The organism is Burkholderia sp. THE68 (assembly GCF_009938265.1).
In the GTDB taxonomy this organism is placed as follows: Bacteria; Pseudomonadota; Gammaproteobacteria; order Burkholderiales; family Burkholderiaceae; genus Caballeronia.
The window spans coordinates 550067-566394 of record NZ_AP022319.1; the positions used below are offsets into that span (position 1 = coordinate 550067).

Here is a 16328-nt window from a genome sequence, read left to right on the forward strand (position 1 = left end):
TCCTGTCACATCGTCGCGGTGTCGCGTTGAATGTCGCGGGCGAGCGGCGCCACCTGTTCGATATCGCCGAGCGATGCGCGCCCGACGAGCAAGGCTTCCGCGCATCGCAGACAACGCACTTCGATGCGTGCGCGGGCGTCGGCATCCGCGATGCGCGTGATCTCCGCGACCTTGGCCATGCCGACGATGCGGCGAATCATCTTGCAGCCCGCGAAACCGAGGGTATCGGCCAGCAGACGCCGCATGAAATGCGCGCGATACGCCGTGAGCGCGCCGCTTTCCGCCTCGCCGCCGATGAAGCGGCGCTTGCTGCGGTTCTCGTGATCGCGCCACAGTTCGAGAAACCGCGCGCTGAAGCCGGTCCAGATGCGCGTCATCTGTTCGAGCAGCCATTCCTGATACGCAACGGGATCGCGGCCGTCGATGCGGCCGTGCCAGTCGCGCGAAAAGTACGCGAGCAACAGGTTCGCGATCACCGCGCCGACATCGAAGCCCATCGGTCCATAGAACGCAAACTCCGGATCGATCACGAACGTCTCGTCTTCGTTGACCATGATCGAACCGGTATGCAGGTCGCCGTGCAACAAGGTCTCGGCATGATTCATGAAGGCCCACTTCATGTCTGCCGCCGCGAGGCGCAATGGTTCGTGCGTTCTGAGCCGCTCGATCGCGGCCTTCGGCAAAGCGGGGCTATATACGTTCGACGGATGATCCTCGAACGGAAACGTGAAGACGAGGTCTTCGGTGATCTTGCACAGCTCGGCATTGACCGCCGCGCTCGCGGCCTGCTTCTTGATGTCGGGCGCGAGAAACAGATCGGAGCCGTAGAACAGCGTGTGCGCGAGATAAGTCGAAAGATGATCCGCGAGGCGCGGATAGGTCATGCCGTCGATCAGACCTTGCCGCAGGATGCGATGCGACGCGAGGTGCTGCATCACCATCAGAAAGCGCTTGCTGTCGGCGTGATAGACCTTTGGCACATGTTGCGGGCACAGCGCGCCGAAGCGCCGCAGCGCAGCGACTTCGTGTTCCATGCGCTGACACGAAAGCGGCCACGCCTTGCCGACGAGCCGCAGAAACGGCGGCGCCTGCTTGACCACGACACTGCGTTCGCGCGCCTTCGCATTGGTCACGAAGTACACGTAGTTCAGATTGCCGTCGCCGACTTCGGCGACTTCGAGATCATCCGGGTTGCCCAGCAGCGCGCGCACGTCGGGCACGCCGCCTAGATAGGCGGCGAGTTCCTGCGCGGTGAAAGCTTCAAACTCCATCGGTGTCTCCTCCGATGAGCGACCGCACGCGCGTCCTGTCAGCGACGCTTGCGCACCAGATCGAACTTGAAGATGCTCGTGTTGTAGTAGTCGTTGCTATAGCAGAGCGGCTCGCCGCTCTGATCGAAATCCACTTCGTCCAGCAGCAGAAACAGACCGAAACCGTCGCCCAGTTCCGGCAGATCGCGCGGCGTGAGAATGGTCGGCTGTATCGACGTATGCGTATGCGACAAGCGACGCCCGGTGCGCGCGAACATGCCGAAGAGCGATTCGCCCAGTTCGCCCTCGGCGGCATCGAACACGCGCTGCGGAATCGTGTCGATGCAATACGCAGCGATGGCGTCGTTCGCGCGCCGCACACGCTCGATCCTCACGCAAGGCGCGCCAGGCTCGATGGCGAGCTTTTCCGCGAGGCTCTCCGAAGCCGCGACGTGCTCCATCTGCATGCGGCTCGTCGAAGGCACCGCGCCCACACTGCGAATCATGTCCGTCACCGACATCAGATCATCGAGCCCGCCGTGCAGCGTCAGCGAAATTTGTCTGATGAAGGTGCCCTTGCCCTGCTGACGCGACAGCAAGCCATGCGAGATCATCTGCGCGACGGCTTCGCGCAAGCTGGACCGGCCGACGCCGAGCAGCTCGCAAAGCTCTATTTCAGTGGGAATCTGGTCGCCGGGCTTGAGCTTGCGCTCGCGGATCATGGTGAGGAGCGACTCCTGGATCTTGTCGCTCATCGATCGCTCGACGCTCAGGCGCATGAGGGTCTCTCGGATGACAGTCCCTGAAATATACATCAGACGTCTGATGTTTCTCTAAGGACTTTCCCGAAGCGTTTAATGCTTTACGGTGCGCGTTTTCGTTACGCGGATGCAGCAAGAAAACGCCCGTCACGCGCAATGCGACGGGCTTTGCAGTGCACGATTTTTTCGTTATTACGCGAGTGTGGCCACGTCGAGATACGGCGAAATATTTTTCATCGTGCGCTCGACGTAGATCTCCTTCTCGCCGACCGGCGCGACGTAATGCATTGCGCTGCGCGCCGCCTCGACGCCTTCGAGCCGCGCGATCACCCATGCCGCCAGATACTGCGACGCGAGACATCCGCCCGCCGTGGCCACGTTGCCGTTCGCGACGAACGGTTGATCGAGCGTCTGCACGCCCGCTTCCTCGACCCACGGCTTCGTCGTCAGGTCCGTGCAGGCGGGAACGTCCTGAAGCAATCCGAGCTTGGCGAGGATGAGCGTGCCCGAGCATTGCGCGGCCAGCAACTGGCGCGCGGGATCGAGCCTGATGCGCGCCATCAGTGCCGCATCGGCGACGACTTCGCGCGTCAGCATGCCGCTGCCGACGATCACGGCATCGGCGTTCGCGGCGTCTTCGAGCGTCGCTTGCGCCTTCAGGACGACGCCGTTCATCGACCGCACTTCCTGCGATGGACACGCGATCGACACCTTCCAGTCCGGCTTTTTCACGCGATTGAGAATGCCGAGCGCGATCAGCGAATCCAGTTCGTTGAAGCCCTCGAAGGTGAGAATGGCGATGTGCATGAGGATCTCCTTTCAGCGCATGAATCACGTAGGCGCATGCTAAGGCTCAAAACAAATACAATCAAATGATTGTCATGGATACATCCGATACCTCCGCTCATGCCCAAACCGCCGCGCTACAAGCAGATCGTCGACCGCTTCGTCGAGGATATCCGTTCCGGCCGGCTCAAGCCGGGCACTCGTCTGCCGACACATCGGGAACTGGCCGCGCGCGAGGGACTCGGCATCGTGACGGCGACGCGCGTCTATGCGGAACTGAACGCGATGGGGCTCGTCAGCGGCGAAACGGGACGCGGCACCTTCGTGAAGGAAACGACGCTGGCGCGCGAACTCGGCATCGATCAGGTCGCCATTGCCGCGGACAGGGTCGATCTCAACTTCAACTATCCCGCGCTGGCCGGCCAGGCGGAGCTGCTGCGCGCTGCGTTGCGGCAGTTGTCATCGGCGGGCGATCTCGAAGCGCTGCTGCGCTATCAGCCGCACGGCGGACGCGCGCGCGACCGGGCGACGGTCGCGCGCCATCTGTTGCGCCGTGGGCTCGATGTGAGCGCGGATCGCGTCATGCTCGTCGATGGCGCGCAACACGGCCTCGCGACGACCGTGATGGCGCTTCTGAAACCCGGCGATGTGGTCGCCGTGGACACGCTGACCTATCCCGGCTTCAAGCTGCTGGCGCAGGCGCATCGGCTCGAACTCGCGCCTTTGCCGGCAGCGGGCGCGGGCCTCGATCCCGATGCGCTCGATGCGCTATGCAAGCGCCGGCGCGTGCGCGCGATCTACACGATGCCGACGCTGCACAATCCGCTCGGCTGGGTCATGACGGCGACGCGACGCAGGCAACTGGCGTCGCTCGCGCGCAAGCATGGCCTCTTCATCATCGAGGATGCCGCGTATGCCTTTCTCGCCGACGATGCGCCGGCACCCTTCGCCGCGATCGCGCCTGAACTGACGGTGTACGTGTCGGGCTTTTCGAAGAATGTCGCGACGGGATTGCGCGTCGGCTATGTCGCCGCGCCGCTGGAATGGGTGCCGAAGATCGAACGCGCCATCAGGGTGACGACGTGGAACACGCCTGGCGTGATGACGGCGATCGCGTGCGGCTGGCTCGAAGACGGCACGGTCGAGCGGCTCGAAGCGGAGAAGCGCGCGGATGCGTCGATGCGGCAGGTCATCGCGAGTCGCGCGTTGGGGCGCCTGAGACGCGTGGCGCACCCGGCGTCGTACTTCGTGTGGCTGCCGATGCCCGAGGAAGTCCGCGCGGACCGCATCGCGGCCGCGCTGATGGACGAGCGGATTTCTGTATCGACGGCCGAACCGTTTTGCACCGCAACGCCTGTGCCGCATGCGTTGCGGCTGGCGTTGGGGTCGGTGGACGTAGGGACGTTGAGGAAAGCGTTGGGGACGGTGGCGGAGGTGGTGGGGCGGTATGCGTATTGAGCGTGACAACCTTGAAGAAAGGCCGCAAACATCGCGACCTTTTCTGTCCTGACGCGGCGAAATCAACCGAATATCGCCAGACCGTTTTTCTGCACGAGTTGCAGCATGCGAGCCGCGATACCGCTGGGTTTCTTGTCGCCCTGTTCCCACTGTCGGACGGTAGACGCCGTCGTGTTCAGGTACAAGGCGAACACGCTTTGACTGACGTTCACGCCTTTCCGGATGCGAACTATTTCCTTGGCACCGAATTCGGGTGCCTTTTCAATGCAAAGATCGTCGTACTCACGCATGGTTTTTTTATCGATGACCTTTGCATGATGCAGACCGGAAGCCGCGCTATGAATTGCTTCCGACGCATCGCTTCTGAACCGTGTCTTAGCCATTGCAAATCTCCGCAAGATCTTTCGATTCCAGCATCCGATCGATGTCGGCATGCCTCGCCTTGCCGTAGTCACGAGCGAGCTTTTTGAAGTCGCGCAACTCGCGCTCGTCGATGTTTTCCCGATCACTCTTTGCGAACAGATAAACGAACACCCAGAAGTCGCCGACTTTGGTGACGACGATACCGCGCTTCGTGTTTCTATCGAGGCGCTTCTTCCAGACGTTTCCGCCAAGATCGTCGCCCTGACCAGCAATGAGTTCGCGCGCCGTTTTGCACAGTTCCGCATCCGCGATGCCCGCGGCTTTTGCCTTCTTCGCGAACCAGGCTGTCTTGAATACTCTTGGAGTCGATTTCTGCATCTACGGATGAATCGTGAATACTCCAATACTATACCACTTGGTGGTATAGAACAAAAGCTTCGAATTTCCCCGTGCAAACGATTGCCCCCGCATTTGTGTTCCAATTGAACCCATCATCGATCGCACCAACCCACCCTCGCGATCCATCAATCGGAAATGGCCCATGCGGACTCAATACGAGGCGTCGACGCCGGACCAGCGAAACAAGGCGGAGCACAAGCGTCAGGCGCACTTCCAGCGGTGGTTCGCCACCTTCGCCAGCCTCGCCCATTCACGGCTTCCGCTCCCCGACTATCTGCAGAAAGTCACTGACACCCTTCGTGAAGTCGCCGGCGTCGCGTCCGCCGTGGTCGAATGGATCGAGGGCGAGGAACTCGTCTATCGCGCGGCGAGCGGCGCGGCGGCGGTGCACACCGGCGTGCGGCTGCCTACATCCGGCAGCCTGTCCGGCCTGTGCATCACGCGCCAGCAGCCGCTCATCTGCCGCAATTCGGCGACCGACCATCGCGTGGATCGCGCTGCGTGCGAGGCCGTCGGCGCGGTGTCGATGGTCGTCGCGCCCGTCATCTACGAAGGCCGCTCGGTCGCGGTGCTGAAGCTCATATCCGGCGAAGTCGATCACTTCGGGCAAGCGGATATCAGCATTCTCGATGCGTTCTGCGCGTGCATCGCCGAAACCATCGCGCGCGAGCAGATCGGGCAGGAAAATCGCGCGCTTCTGAAGGAGAACGCGAGCGTCGCCGCGACTCTGTCGGTCGAGTCGTCGCTGCGGATCGAATTCGAAAAGAAGCTCGCCGACGCCATGCGCCGCCGTCAGACCGTGCTCGACAACGCGCACGTCGCGTTCGTATCGATGGACGAGGCCGGCATGGTCGTCGAATGGAACGAGGCCGCGACGCTGCTGTTCGGCTGGAAGCAGCAGGACGTGGCGGGGCGCGAGCTGGCGTCGTTCATCGTGCCCGAGCGCCTGCGCGACGCGCATCGCGCCGGGCTCACGCGCTATCTCGCGACCGGCGAGGCGCGCATGATCAACCAGCGCGTCGAGTTGCCTGCGCTGCGCCGCGACGGCAGCGAGTTCGCGGCCGAGCTGACGATCAGCGAAGTCTGGTACGAGGGCCAGCGCCAGTTCGCGTGTTTCGTGCACGACATCACCGACCGGCGCGCCGCGACCGAGGCGAACGAGCGCCTGCGCCTGCTCATCGACTCGGTGAGCGATTACGCGATCTGCATGCTCGACCAGAACGGCTACGTGCGCTCGTGGAACGAAGGCGCGCATGCCATCTACGGCTTCGCGGCGCATGAAGCGATCGGCCGGCACGTCGCGCTCTTCTACACCTCCGACGAACACGGCCGCGACCGCCCCGGCGACGATCTCGCGCGCGCGGCCCAAAGCGGCCGCGTCGAGCACGAGGACTGGCAGGTGCGCAAGGACGGCTCCGAGTTCTGGACGCACGTGATCCTGAGCGCGCTGCCGAATCCGACCGGCGGCGCGCAAAGCTTCGTCAGAATCACGCGCGACATGACCGCGCGGCGGCGCCTCGAAGAACTGGAAGCGTCGAGCCGACGCATGAACGAGTTTCTCGCGCTGCTCGGCCACGAGTTGCGCAATCCGCTCGCGCCGATCCGCAACGCGGTGAGCATCCTGAAGCTGAAATCCTCCGACGACGCCGACGTGATCCACAGCCGCCAGATCGTCGATCGTCAGCTTGCGCATCTGACCAAGCTCGTCGACGATCTGCTCGACGCCGGGCGCGTGAGCTCGGGCAAGATACGTCTCGCCACCGGCATCGTCGATATCGCGGATGTCGTGCATCTGAGCGTCGAAGCGAGCCAGCCCTTGTGCGACGAGCGCGGGCAGCGCATCGACGTGCAGGACGGCGGCCAGCCGCTCTTCGTCAACGGCGATTCGACGCGGCTCGTGCAGGCGCTCAACAATCTGCTCAACAACGCCTCGAAGTTCAGCCCGCCCGATTCGACCATCACGCTCGAAGTCGGCCCGCGCGGCGGCTCGGTGCTCGTGCGCGTGACCGATCAGGGCCGCGGCATCTCTCCCGAGGCGCTCGGCATGGTGTTCGATCTGTTCGTGCAGGAGCATCCGCCGGGCGCGCATCTCGACGAAGGCGGTCTCGGCATCGGCCTCACGCTGGTGCGCGCGATCACGGAACTGCACGGCGGACATGTCGAGGCGAAGAGCGGCGGCGCGGGACAGGGCAGCGTGTTCTCGCTGTGGCTGCCGCTCGCCGAAGCGCCCGCGCGCGGCGCAGCGGCGGATGCACCGCCGTCCGCCGCCGTGACGCGTGCGCTCGACGTGCTCGTGGTCGACGACAACCGCGATTCCGCCGACAGCATGACACTGCTCGTCGACATGCTCGGTCACCGCGCGCGCGCCGTCTACGATGGCCCGGGCGCGCTCGATTCATTCGAGGCGTCGCGGCCGCAGGTCGTGCTGCTCGATCTGTCGATGCCCGGCATGACCGGCTTCGACGTGATCCGCCGCATGCGCGACGACCGGAAGCGCGTGATCGTCGCGGCGATGACCGGCCTCGGTTCCGACGAAGACATGGCCCGCACGCGCGCCGCCGGCTTCGACGCGCATCTCGTCAAACCGGTCGATCTTCCGGAACTGGAGCGCGTGCTGGCGCTGGCGGGGCGCGTCTGACGGGTTCGGGCGCGCCGGGCACCGCACGCACGCTGGCGGGCGTTCTGCTCAGCCGATAAGGCACCTTCAACACCGGCCAGAACGCGCCGTTCGCATCGCGCGCGGCGGAGAGTACGTCCGCGAGGAAGTCGCGGTCTTCAAGCAGTTCGTCCACGCGCAGCACCGCCACGGCGCCCGCGATGCTCGCTGCCGCCGCCGCTTTAGGCAACGTGATGCAGCGTGCGCGCTCGGCGTCGGACACTTCGCCTTCGATCCACACATGGCCGTCCAGACAGGCGAACGCCTCGCCGCGCGGCGCGTCCTGGCCCGCCGCGAACAGCGCGCCCCACGCGGCGACGTCCTGCATCGAAATCTCGATGAACGTGCCTTGGTCCGCAGGCGATGCCAGGCGCGCTACGATCGCGAACAGCGCCGCCTGGCCGCCGAGAATGTCCGCGCCCGATGCGCCGATCTTGACCGGCGCGCCGTCGCTTTTGGTGAGGTCCATGAGGCCGCCCATCGCCTGAATGACGGTATCGAACGCCGGCCGCGACGGATACGCCGACGCGATGCCGAAACCCGATATCGAACAATAGACGAGACGCGGATTGATCGCGCCGAGCGTCTCGCGCGTGAAGCCGAGCTTCGCGAGCGCGCCGGGGCGCAGGTTTTCGACGAGCACGTCGGCGTCTTTCAGCAGCGCGCGCAGATGGGCGCGATCGGCTTCGTGCTTGAGATCGAGCGCGATCGTCTGCTTGTCGGTGTTGTTGAGCGCGAAGAAATAGCTCGTGCCGCCCTGCCCCGGCTGCCACGAACGCGCGACTTCACCGTCGGGCGGCTCGATCTTCACGACTTGCGCCCCGAGCGCGGCGAGGTGCTTGCCGACGAGCGGCGCGGTCGTGTACTGGCCTATTTCGATCACCTTCACGCCCGCGAGCGGCGCCGCTTGATCGTCGCTTTTGCGCGCGTGGGTCTTCGCGACGCCACGCGCTTCGCTCAACGCGAACGTTTCGAATATCGAAACCTGCCGATACGTGTGCGCGTCGATGCCGTTCGCTTCGATCGCGCGCGCTGCCTGCGCGTGACGCATACGGAAATTCGGCTCGCCGTGCAACTCCGCGATGCCGACGATCGGTCCCGCCGCCACGCCGATGCGCTCGCACAGGCGCGTGCAATCGTCGGTGGCGAGCGTCGTCGTCCAGGTTTCGATGAGCGCGTCGAGTTCATCGACATGACGCACGCGAGCGGCGAGCGTCGCGAAACGCGCGTCGTCCATTTGCGGCACGCGCGCTTCCTGTCTGAGCTTGCGCCACTGTTCCTCGGTGCTCGTGCAGATGAGGATCCAGCCGTCGCGCGTGCGGTACGCGTTCCACGGCGCGCACGCCGGATGGCGGTTGCCCACGCGGGCGGCCGTGCGGCGCGCGAAGGCGGCGGGCAGGAAGGTCGTGAGCGCGCTGGCCGCGCAACTCATCAGCGTCACGTCGATGTTCTGGACGATGCCGCGCTGGCGCTTGACGCGCACCGCCGACGCGATGGCCGAAGCCGCATAGAGCGCCGCCGATATCTCCGCGAACGCAATGCCGATCCGCACCGGCGCGCCGTTGGCGAAGCCGGTCGTGTCCATGAGGCCGCTCATCGCCTGGATTTGCGCGTCGGTCCAGGGCGTGCCCGAGCGCGAGTCCTGCGCGCCGGTCGCGGTGATGTCGCACACGATATGCGCGCCCGATGCCTTCCACTGCGCGCTGTCCATATCCGACGATACGACGATGACCTCGTAATCCGCGCCGTCTGTCGCGGCGGAATCGACTTTGGCGCCCGCCCGTTCGAGCAGCGTCGCGCACAGCTTCACCGCGTCGCGCGCGCCGCAGGCCAATACTCGCAAACCTTCCAGCATTTTCGTCTCCTTCCTTCGTATCTGCACGGCTGGCGCGCCCGCGCCCGCGTTGCTACCATCGTCCGATGCGAACCCTTCCGTCACTCAACGCGCTGCGCGCCTTCGAAGTCTGCGGGCGTCTGCTCAGCATCCAGCTCGCCGCCGATGAGCTGAACGTCACGCCCGCCGCCGTCAGCCGCCAGATCAAGCTGCTGGAAGACCAGCTCGGCGTGCTCCTTTTCGAGCGCGGGCATCGCGCGATCACATTGACGCCGATGGGCTCGCGCTATCTCGCCGACGTGATCCGCAGCTTCGACACCTTGCGCACCGCGACCGTCAATCTCACCGAGGCCCGCAAGCGCCGCACGCTGAAGATTCGCGCGTACACCACGTTTTCGATGAACTGGCTGCTGCCGCGTCTCTCGACGTTTCATCGCGACCATCCGGATATCGAAGTGAGTTTGACCACGTCGCTGCAACCGGTCGACTTCAACACCGAAGACGTCGATGCCGCGATTCGTCTTTCGCACGCGCCCTCCTCCGATCTCGGCTTCGACCGGCTCGTGCCGAACGAGCTCGTGCCGGTGTGCAGCCCCGGGTTTTTGCGCGCGCATCCTGAACTCGGCGATGCATCGCCTGAAGCATTGCGCAACGTGCCGTTGCTGCATTCGCTCGCGCGTCGCGAGGACTGGGCGAAGTGGCTCGACGCGGCCGGGGTTCAGGGCGTGAATCCGCTGGGCGGGCTGAGCTACGAGAGCTCGATCCTTGCGTATTTCGCGGCGACGCAAGGGCATGGCATCGCGATGGCGCAGCGCGTACTCGTTGCGGATCAGTTGAGCGCGGGCACGCTCGTCATGCCGTTTTCCTTCGTGCTCGATCTCGGGGCGTTCACTTATTACCTGATCTATCCGCCTGAGCATCTTTCCAGTGCGGAATTCGCTGCGTTTCGGACTTGGTTGCTCTCTACCGGCGAGGCTTCGGGGTGATGTGGTTGCTATGGGCATTTTTTGGTGCTCCTGCTGCGGGTCGGTTTTCTGGCGCTTTCGTGGAAGCCTGATTTCGTGTCGGTCTATTAGCGTTGCCCCTGTGCGGGGCGGCAGTCACTTTCTTTGCTGCTGCAAAGAAAGTAACCAAAGAAACAGCTTTCCCCATCCAAAGTACTTCATGCCGGCCCCGGCACAGGCGAACAGTCTTGGCACGGCAGTAGCGAGTGCCCTCATAGGCCACCTCGGGCTTGGACCGCGCACGGTCTGTCACATCGCACCACAGGACAAACTGGTTCAGCTCGAAATGGCTCCGGCCCGCTTCGCGGCCGATGGGTACATCGGGTCTGCGTGTGCTTCTATATCAAGGTATCCATACCAATGGTTTCCCTGGCAAACCAAACGGCAGCGCGAAGCGCTGTGCCGGAACTCTTTCGTGCTGAACCAGCACGCTGAAACGACTAGCTAGTCAGACCGTGCGCGGTCCACGCCCGAGATGGCCTATGAGGGCACTCGCTACTGAGCCCACGAGCGACGAGAAGAACACCCAAATTGCGTGTGACCGCGGGCGTCTCGAGCTGCTTTCTTTGGTTACTTTCTTTGCAGCAGCAAAGAAAGTGACTGCCGCCCCGCACAGGGGCAGTGCTAATAAACCGACGCGAATTCAGGATTCCATAGAAGAAGCCCAAAACCCTAACGCCCGCAATACCGAGGACCACGTTTCTCCGCAAACGCCTTGCGGCCCTCTACCCGATCCTCCGATTCCCGCATCGCCCCCCAGGCCAGTTCGGTAAATTCAAGCGCCTGCGCAAGCGGCACATTCGCGCTCGTCTCGATGACTTTCTTGATCATCTGCACCGCAAGCGGCCCGTTCGCCGCGATCGCCCGTGCGAGTTGCAACGCATCGTCCATCAACGCTTCGGGCTCCGCGATATCGGATATCAAACCAACGCGATGTGCATACTCCGCATCGATCCTGCCGCCAGTGAGCAGCATCTTCATCGCGATGGCGGAGGGCACCGCGCGCTGCAGCGCCTGAATGCCGCACACAGCTGGAATGCTCGCGACGACCGCTTCCGGCAACCCAAACACCGCGCTCTTCGACGCGATGCGCAGATCGCATTGCAGCGCAAGCTCCAGGCCGCCGCCCAGGCAATAACCATTGATCGCAGCGATCATCGGCTTGAAGATGCGCAACGAACTCAGCTCCATCAAACGCACGTAAATGCCTTCAGCACCCGCACGATCGAGCGACTTCACGAACGACGACCCGAACGATGTCGATGGCGGCAACGTGCGCTTCAAATCCGCGCCGACGCAAAACGACTTCACGCCCGCGCCAGTGATGACGATCACGCGAACATCGTCGTCTTCGCGCGCATCGGTGAGACGGGCGCGCAGTTCGGTAAGGGTGTCGATATCGAGCGCGTTGAGCGCTTCGGGCCGATCGAGCGTCACGACGGCGACGTAATCGGTCACGCTGTAGCGAATGGTCATGATCTTCTCCGCGACTCAGACGCTCGGCGACGAAAGCGAGCGCCCGCCGCACACATAGAGCGTCTGCCCGGTGATGTACGACGCCTCGCGCCGCGCGAAAAAGCACACCGCCTGCGCGATATCCTCCGGCGTGCCGATACGCTGCACCGGCACCGACCCCTTCAGCTTCTCCTGCAACTCGGGATCGAAGGCCTGAAAGAGCGGCGTATCGACGATGCCCGGCGCGACCGCGTTCACCGTCACGCCGTCCTTCGCCCATTCGAGCGCGAGACTGCGCGTGAGACTCACCACGCCGCCCTTCGCCGCCGAATAGTTCGCCTGCCCCACGCCGCCGAGCCACGCCCGCGACGAAATGTTCACGATGCGCCCGTGCTTCGCCGCGCTCATATGCGCAAGCACCGCGCGGCAGCACAGAAACTGCGACTTGAGATTCACGTCGATGACGGCGTCCCAGTCGTCATCGCTCATGCGCGTGATGCGCTTGTCGCGCACGATGCCCGCGTTGTTCACGAGCACGTCGATGCGTCCGTAGCGTTCGATCACCGCCTCGACCGCGCGATTCACCGATTCGCTTTTGGTCACATCGACGGCGAGCGCGATCACGTCCGCGCCGGATGCGGCGAGCCGTGTCGCGGCTTCGTCGAGCGCCGCGCGATCGAGATCGAAGAGCGCGATGGTTTTGCCGTCGCGTGCAAGCGTCTGTGCGATGCCGAATCCAATGCCCTTCGCGCCGCCCGTGACGATCGCGACTTCCGTTGATGAAGCATTCATTGCTGTCTCCTTGAACGAATGCCCCGATGCTAGGCCGCCTCGTCACGTCTGCTCAAACGACATTTTTTGCGGCGTCGATTGAGTTTTTGTGCGCGCGGTTTCGATTGATCAGAAGTCAATCGAGAACGCAGAAAAAGTCGTTTGAGCGCGCGAAGAGCCGAACCTACGATGCGTCCATCATGAACACACACGGAGACGACATCATGGACACCACGCTTCCCAACGTCGCGGAACCCGCCGCGACGCCACTCAGCCGCACGCAGAAAAAAGCCATCGTCGCGGCGACGCTCGGCACCATCGTCGAGTTCACGGACTGGATCATCTATGCGACGTTCGCGTCGCTGTTCTCGCGGCAGTTCTTCCCGGCGAACAACGCCAGCATCGCGCTGCTCGCGACTTTCGCCGTGTTCGCGGTCGGCTTCGTGATGCGGCCCATCGGCGGCGCGCTGCTCGGCGCCTATGCCGACCGCCACGGCCGCAAGAACGGCCTCGCGCTATCCGTCGCGCTGATGGCGGGCAGCTCGCTCGTCATCGCGGCGTGTCCGGCGTATGCGTCCATCGGCGTCGCGGCGCCGCTCGTGCTCGTCGCCGCGCGGCTCGTGCAGGGGTTCGCGGCGGGCGGCGAGTTCGGCTCGGCATCGACGTTCCTGATGGAATCGGCGTCGCCCTCGCGGCGTGGGTTCGCGGGATCGTGGCAGCACTTCGCGGTGAATGCGGGCGTGCTCGTGGCGGCATCGATCGGCGCGCTGCTCACGTCGATGATCGATGCGCCCGCGATGGCCGCGTGGGGCTGGCGCGTCGCTTTCACGATCGCCGGCCTGATGGGCTTCGTCGCGCTGTGGTTTCGCCTGGCCGTCGCCGAAACCGATGCCTTCAAACGCAGCGCGTCGGCGCGTCAGCACACGCGGCATCCGTTCATCACGATCGTGCGTGAGCATCGCCGCGCGGCGCTCCGTGTGATCGGCATCGCGATGGCGGGCAATCTCTGCATCTATCTCTGGCTCGTGATGTTCCCGACGCTCGCTCACATGCGCGGCCTGCCGTTGCGCGATGCGTTCAGCGCCAGCGTGGTGTCCATCGTCGTGTCGCTCGTGGCGATTCCGCTGCTCGGCATGCTGTCGGACCGCATCGGGCGCAAGCCGGTGCTGATCGCGTTCGCCGCAGGCTCCGCGCTTTTCGCGTATCCCGCGCTGCACTTTCTCAACAACGATTACTGGAGCGCGACGGTCATCGTCACCATCGGCATGCTGCTGTCGTCCGGGTTCGCCGCGACCTGCGCGACGGTCATGGCCGAGCAGTTCCCCGCGCATGTGCGGGCGACGGGCGTCGCGCTGCCCTACGCGATTTCGGCTGCGCTCTTCGGCGGCACGCTGCCGACCATCGTCACCGCGATGAACAGCGCCGGTCTCTCGCAATACCTCTGGATCTACGTGGCCGCCGTGTGCGCCGCGAGCTGCATCGTCTATGCGCGCATGCCGGAAACGCGCGGCAAGACGCTCGACTGAGACTTTCTTCTTTTACATGCAATGGAGACAACCATGCGCAAAGTAGTGATCGGCGGCGTCGGCATGACGCCCTTCGGCAAGTTTCTCGAACGCAATCTGAAGTCGCTCGCGGAGGAAGCCGTGTCGCTCGCGTTGAAGGACGCGCACGCGACCGTGAACGACGTAGACCGGGTGTTTTTCGGCAATGCGGCGGCGGGCGTCGTCACCGGACAGGAAATGATTCGCGCGCAGTCGTCGCTGCGTAACACCGGCCTCGACGGCAAACCCATGTTCAACGTCGAGAACGCCTGCGCGTCCGGCAGTTCGGCGTTGAATCTCGCGCGGCTCGCGGTGGCGTCGGGTCAGGCGGAGACGGCGCTGGTCGTCGGCGTGGAAAAGCTGTCGCACGAGGACAAGGCCGTGTCGTTCGGCGCATTCGCGAAGGCCGTGGATCTCGAAGAGCCGCTGCCCGAAGGCGTGACGACCGGAACCGGCTCGCTCTTCATGGACCTGTATGCCGCGAAGGCGCGCAAGTGGATGGAAAAGACCGGCGCCAAGGCGAGCGATTTCGCGCGCGTCGTCGTGAAGAGCCGGCATGCGGGATCGCTCAATCCGCACGCGCAGTTCCGCAAGGAAACGAGTGTCGAGGAAGTGCTGACGAGCCGCATGGTCAGCGATCCGCTGACGCTCTTCATGTGCTCGTCGATCGGCGATGGCGGCGCGGCCGTGTTCATCTGCTCCGAGGACTTCGCGGCGAAGCACGACATTCGCCCGGTGTATATCCGCGCGAGCTCGATCGTGTCGGCGAAAGCGGATGGCTCGGGCGAACTCGTCGCGGTGCGCGCGGCGCGTGAAGCGTACGAGGAAGCGGGCATCGGACCGGAGGACGTGCATGTCGTCGAATTGCACGATGCCTCCGCGCCTGCCGAGCTGATTCACTACGAAAACCTCGGCCTGTGCGCGCCCGGCGATGCGCCCAGGCTGATCCGTTCGGGCGATACGGACATCGGCGGAAGGATTTCCGTGAATCCGAGCGGCGGCTTGCTGTCGCGCGGGCATCCGGTCGGCGCGACGGGCGTCGCGCAGATCGTCGAGCTGACGCAGCAGTTGCGCGACAAGGCCGGCGCGCGGCAGCGGCCCGGCGCGAAAGTCGCGCTCGCGGAAAACAACGGCGGTCAGCTTGCGGGCGATTCGGCCGTCGCGCTGGTCACGATTCTTTCGACGTAAGCTCGGCGCATTCCACCGTCACATTCCCCCGCTCCTCGAAGCGCGCGAGCACCGGCGCTTCGGCCATCGCATCGGTGACGAGCGTCCAGTTGCGCTCCAGCGGCGTCCAGTGCTGCTGGTTCGCGCGCTCCAGCTTGTTCGACGTGACCAGCACGAACACGCCCGCCGCCTGCCCCACGATGCATTCCTTCAGAAACGCCTGCTCCGCCGTGGCCTCGCACAGCCCGCGCCCCGCGACGACGCCGTCCGCGCCGAGAAACGCCTTGTCGAAGGTGACGCGCGTGAGCGCCACCTGCGCGATCGGCCCGAGCGTGCTCATGCTCGACGGCCGCACGTCGCCGCCGATCAGCGTCACGCGCACGTCCGCCGCCGCGAGCACGCTCACCGCGAGCAGATTGTTCGTGACGACGTGAACTTCCGAACGACCGGCGAGGCAGCGCGCGAGCGCGGCGGTCGTCGTGCCGCCGTCGAGGAAGATCGTGTCGCCGTCCTGCACGTGCCGCGCGGCGGCGCGCGCGATCGCTTCCTTCTGCTCGCGAAAACTCTCGCGCCGCGTATCGAGCGATTCCTCCGGCTCGTGCATGCCCACCGATGCCGCGCCCCCATACGTGCGCACGATGCGCCGCTCGTCGGCGAGCGCGCGCAGGTCGCGCCGCACCGTGGCTTCCGACATGCCGAAGTGGTCGCATAGCGCAGCGACATCGTTCATGCCGGACAGCACGGCCTTGAGCATGGCTTCGCGGCGTTTCTCGACTTTCATCCTTATTCCTTTCTGGCGAGGACGCTCAGTGTAGCGAACCGGCCGGGTCCGTCGAATGCTCGCGCTGTCTTTGACCCAAACGCTCACAATTGATCGTTT

The 16328-nt window shown here is 64.5% G+C and carries 14 protein-coding genes; 5 read left to right on the forward strand and 9 right to left on the reverse strand.

Annotation, left to right across the window (positions count from 1 at the left end):
- Positions 1 to 5 precede the first annotated feature (5 nt).
- The 3 genes from mtnK to BTHE68_RS31080 all read right to left on the reverse strand — a co-directional run bounded on the left by mtnK (position 6) and on the right by BTHE68_RS31080 (position 2818).
- Complete coding sequence (gene mtnK, locus BTHE68_RS31070) at positions 6 to 1271, reverse strand: S-methyl-5-thioribose kinase (RefSeq protein ID WP_162070128.1); 1266 nt, start codon at positions 1269 to 1271, stop codon at positions 6 to 8.
- Positions 1272 to 1309: 38 nt separating this feature from the next.
- Positions 1310 to 2005: a GntR family transcriptional regulator gene (locus tag BTHE68_RS31075; RefSeq protein ID WP_225936475.1), complete on the reverse strand. Its 696-nt coding sequence runs from the start codon at positions 2003 to 2005 to the stop codon at positions 1310 to 1312.
- Between the two features lie 198 nt (positions 2006 to 2203).
- Positions 2204 to 2818: a DJ-1/PfpI family protein gene (locus BTHE68_RS31080; protein ID WP_162070129.1), complete on the reverse strand. Its 615-nt coding sequence runs from the start codon at positions 2816 to 2818 to the stop codon at positions 2204 to 2206.
- A gap of 99 nt (positions 2819 to 2917) precedes the next feature.
- On the opposite strand from BTHE68_RS31080, the gene BTHE68_RS31085 reads away from it, so the two are divergent.
- Positions 2918 to 4255 carry an aminotransferase-like domain-containing protein gene (locus tag BTHE68_RS31085; protein WP_162070130.1) on the forward strand — a complete coding sequence of 446 codons (1338 nt, stop codon included), beginning with the start codon at positions 2918 to 2920 and terminating at the stop codon, positions 4253 to 4255.
- A 62-nt stretch (positions 4256 to 4317) separates the two neighbouring features.
- Here the strand turns inward: BTHE68_RS31085 and BTHE68_RS31090 are convergent, their stop codons facing one another.
- Positions 4318 to 4638, reverse strand: coding sequence for a helix-turn-helix domain-containing protein (locus BTHE68_RS31090; RefSeq protein ID WP_162070131.1), 321 nt, complete (start codon positions 4636 to 4638; stop codon positions 4318 to 4320).
- Positions 4631 to 4996 (reverse strand): type II toxin-antitoxin system RelE/ParE family toxin, encoded by a 366-nt coding sequence (locus tag BTHE68_RS31095; RefSeq protein ID WP_162070132.1) that lies wholly within the window; start codon positions 4994 to 4996, stop codon positions 4631 to 4633. Before BTHE68_RS31095 ends, BTHE68_RS31090 begins: the two co-directional genes overlap by 8 nt.
- 163 nt (positions 4997 to 5159) lie before the next feature.
- Here BTHE68_RS31095 and BTHE68_RS31100 point away from each other — a divergent pair, with 163 nt between their 5' ends.
- The gene (locus BTHE68_RS31100) at positions 5160 to 7655 is read left to right on the forward strand and encodes a hybrid sensor histidine kinase/response regulator (protein WP_162070133.1); all 2496 of its coding nucleotides are present in this window, start codon (positions 5160 to 5162) and stop codon (positions 7653 to 7655) included.
- Here the strand turns inward: BTHE68_RS31100 and BTHE68_RS31105 are convergent.
- Positions 7597 to 9528, reverse strand: coding sequence for a CaiB/BaiF CoA-transferase family protein (locus BTHE68_RS31105; RefSeq protein ID WP_162070134.1), 1932 nt, complete (start codon positions 9526 to 9528; stop codon positions 7597 to 7599). The genes BTHE68_RS31100 and BTHE68_RS31105 overlap by 59 nt on opposite strands.
- A gap of 65 nt (positions 9529 to 9593) precedes the next feature.
- Between BTHE68_RS31105 and BTHE68_RS31110 the strand changes: the two genes are divergently transcribed.
- The gene (locus tag BTHE68_RS31110) at positions 9594 to 10493 is read left to right on the forward strand and encodes a LysR substrate-binding domain-containing protein (protein WP_162070135.1); all 900 of its coding nucleotides are present in this window, start codon (positions 9594 to 9596) and stop codon (positions 10491 to 10493) included.
- 690 nt (positions 10494 to 11183) lie between these two features.
- Here BTHE68_RS31110 and BTHE68_RS31115 read toward each other — a convergent pair.
- Entirely contained in the window at positions 11184 to 11987 is an 804-nt protein-coding gene (locus tag BTHE68_RS31115) for an enoyl-CoA hydratase/isomerase family protein (RefSeq protein ID WP_162070136.1), read from the reverse strand.
- A 15-nt stretch (positions 11988 to 12002) separates the two neighbouring features.
- On the reverse strand, positions 12003 to 12758 hold the full coding sequence (locus BTHE68_RS31120) for an SDR family NAD(P)-dependent oxidoreductase (RefSeq protein ID WP_162070137.1): 756 nt from the start codon (positions 12756 to 12758) through the stop codon (positions 12003 to 12005).
- A 203-nt stretch (positions 12759 to 12961) separates the two neighbouring features.
- Here BTHE68_RS31120 and BTHE68_RS31125 point away from each other — a divergent pair, with 203 nt between their 5' ends.
- Positions 12962 to 14263 (forward strand): MFS transporter, encoded by a 1302-nt coding sequence (locus BTHE68_RS31125; protein ID WP_162070138.1) that lies wholly within the window; start codon positions 12962 to 12964, stop codon positions 14261 to 14263.
- Between the two features lie 33 nt (positions 14264 to 14296).
- On the forward strand, positions 14297 to 15469 hold the full coding sequence (locus BTHE68_RS31130; protein ID WP_162070139.1) for a thiolase family protein: 1173 nt from the start codon (positions 14297 to 14299) through the stop codon (positions 15467 to 15469).
- Here the strand turns inward: BTHE68_RS31130 and BTHE68_RS31135 are convergent.
- Positions 15450 to 16229 (reverse strand): DeoR/GlpR family DNA-binding transcription regulator, encoded by a 780-nt coding sequence (locus BTHE68_RS31135; protein ID WP_162070140.1) that lies wholly within the window; start codon positions 16227 to 16229, stop codon positions 15450 to 15452. The two genes, BTHE68_RS31130 and BTHE68_RS31135, sit on opposite strands and share 20 nt — an antisense overlap.
- Positions 16230 to 16328: the final 99 nt, after the last annotated feature.

Coding starts and splice junctions, on each gene's coding strand:
- mtnK (WP_162070128.1), bottom strand. CDS start 1,271: ATGGAGTTTGAAGCTTTCACCGCGCAGGAACTCGCCGCCTATCTAGGC.
- BTHE68_RS31075 (WP_225936475.1), bottom strand. CDS start 2,005: ATGAGCGACAAGATCCAGGAGTCGCTCCTCACCATGATCCGCGAGCGC.
- BTHE68_RS31080 (WP_162070129.1), bottom strand. CDS start 2,818: ATGCACATCGCCATTCTCACCTTCGAGGGCTTCAACGAACTGGATTCG.
- BTHE68_RS31085 (WP_162070130.1), top strand. CDS start 2,918: ATGCCCAAACCGCCGCGCTACAAGCAGATCGTCGACCGCTTCGTCGAG.
- BTHE68_RS31090 (WP_162070131.1), bottom strand. CDS start 4,638: ATGGCTAAGACACGGTTCAGAAGCGATGCGTCGGAAGCAATTCATAGC.
- BTHE68_RS31095 (WP_162070132.1), bottom strand. CDS start 4,996: ATGCAGAAATCGACTCCAAGAGTATTCAAGACAGCCTGGTTCGCGAAG.
- BTHE68_RS31100 (WP_162070133.1), top strand. CDS start 5,160: ATGCGGACTCAATACGAGGCGTCGACGCCGGACCAGCGAAACAAGGCG.
- BTHE68_RS31105 (WP_162070134.1), bottom strand. CDS start 9,528: ATGCTGGAAGGTTTGCGAGTATTGGCCTGCGGCGCGCGCGACGCGGTG.
- BTHE68_RS31110 (WP_162070135.1), top strand. CDS start 9,594: ATGCGAACCCTTCCGTCACTCAACGCGCTGCGCGCCTTCGAAGTCTGC.
- BTHE68_RS31115 (WP_162070136.1), bottom strand. CDS start 11,987: ATGACCATTCGCTACAGCGTGACCGATTACGTCGCCGTCGTGACGCTC.
- BTHE68_RS31120 (WP_162070137.1), bottom strand. CDS start 12,758: ATGAATGCTTCATCAACGGAAGTCGCGATCGTCACGGGCGGCGCGAAG.
- BTHE68_RS31125 (WP_162070138.1), top strand. CDS start 12,962: ATGGACACCACGCTTCCCAACGTCGCGGAACCCGCCGCGACGCCACTC.
- BTHE68_RS31130 (WP_162070139.1), top strand. CDS start 14,297: ATGCGCAAAGTAGTGATCGGCGGCGTCGGCATGACGCCCTTCGGCAAG.
- BTHE68_RS31135 (WP_162070140.1), bottom strand. CDS start 16,229: ATGAAAGTCGAGAAACGCCGCGAAGCCATGCTCAAGGCCGTGCTGTCC.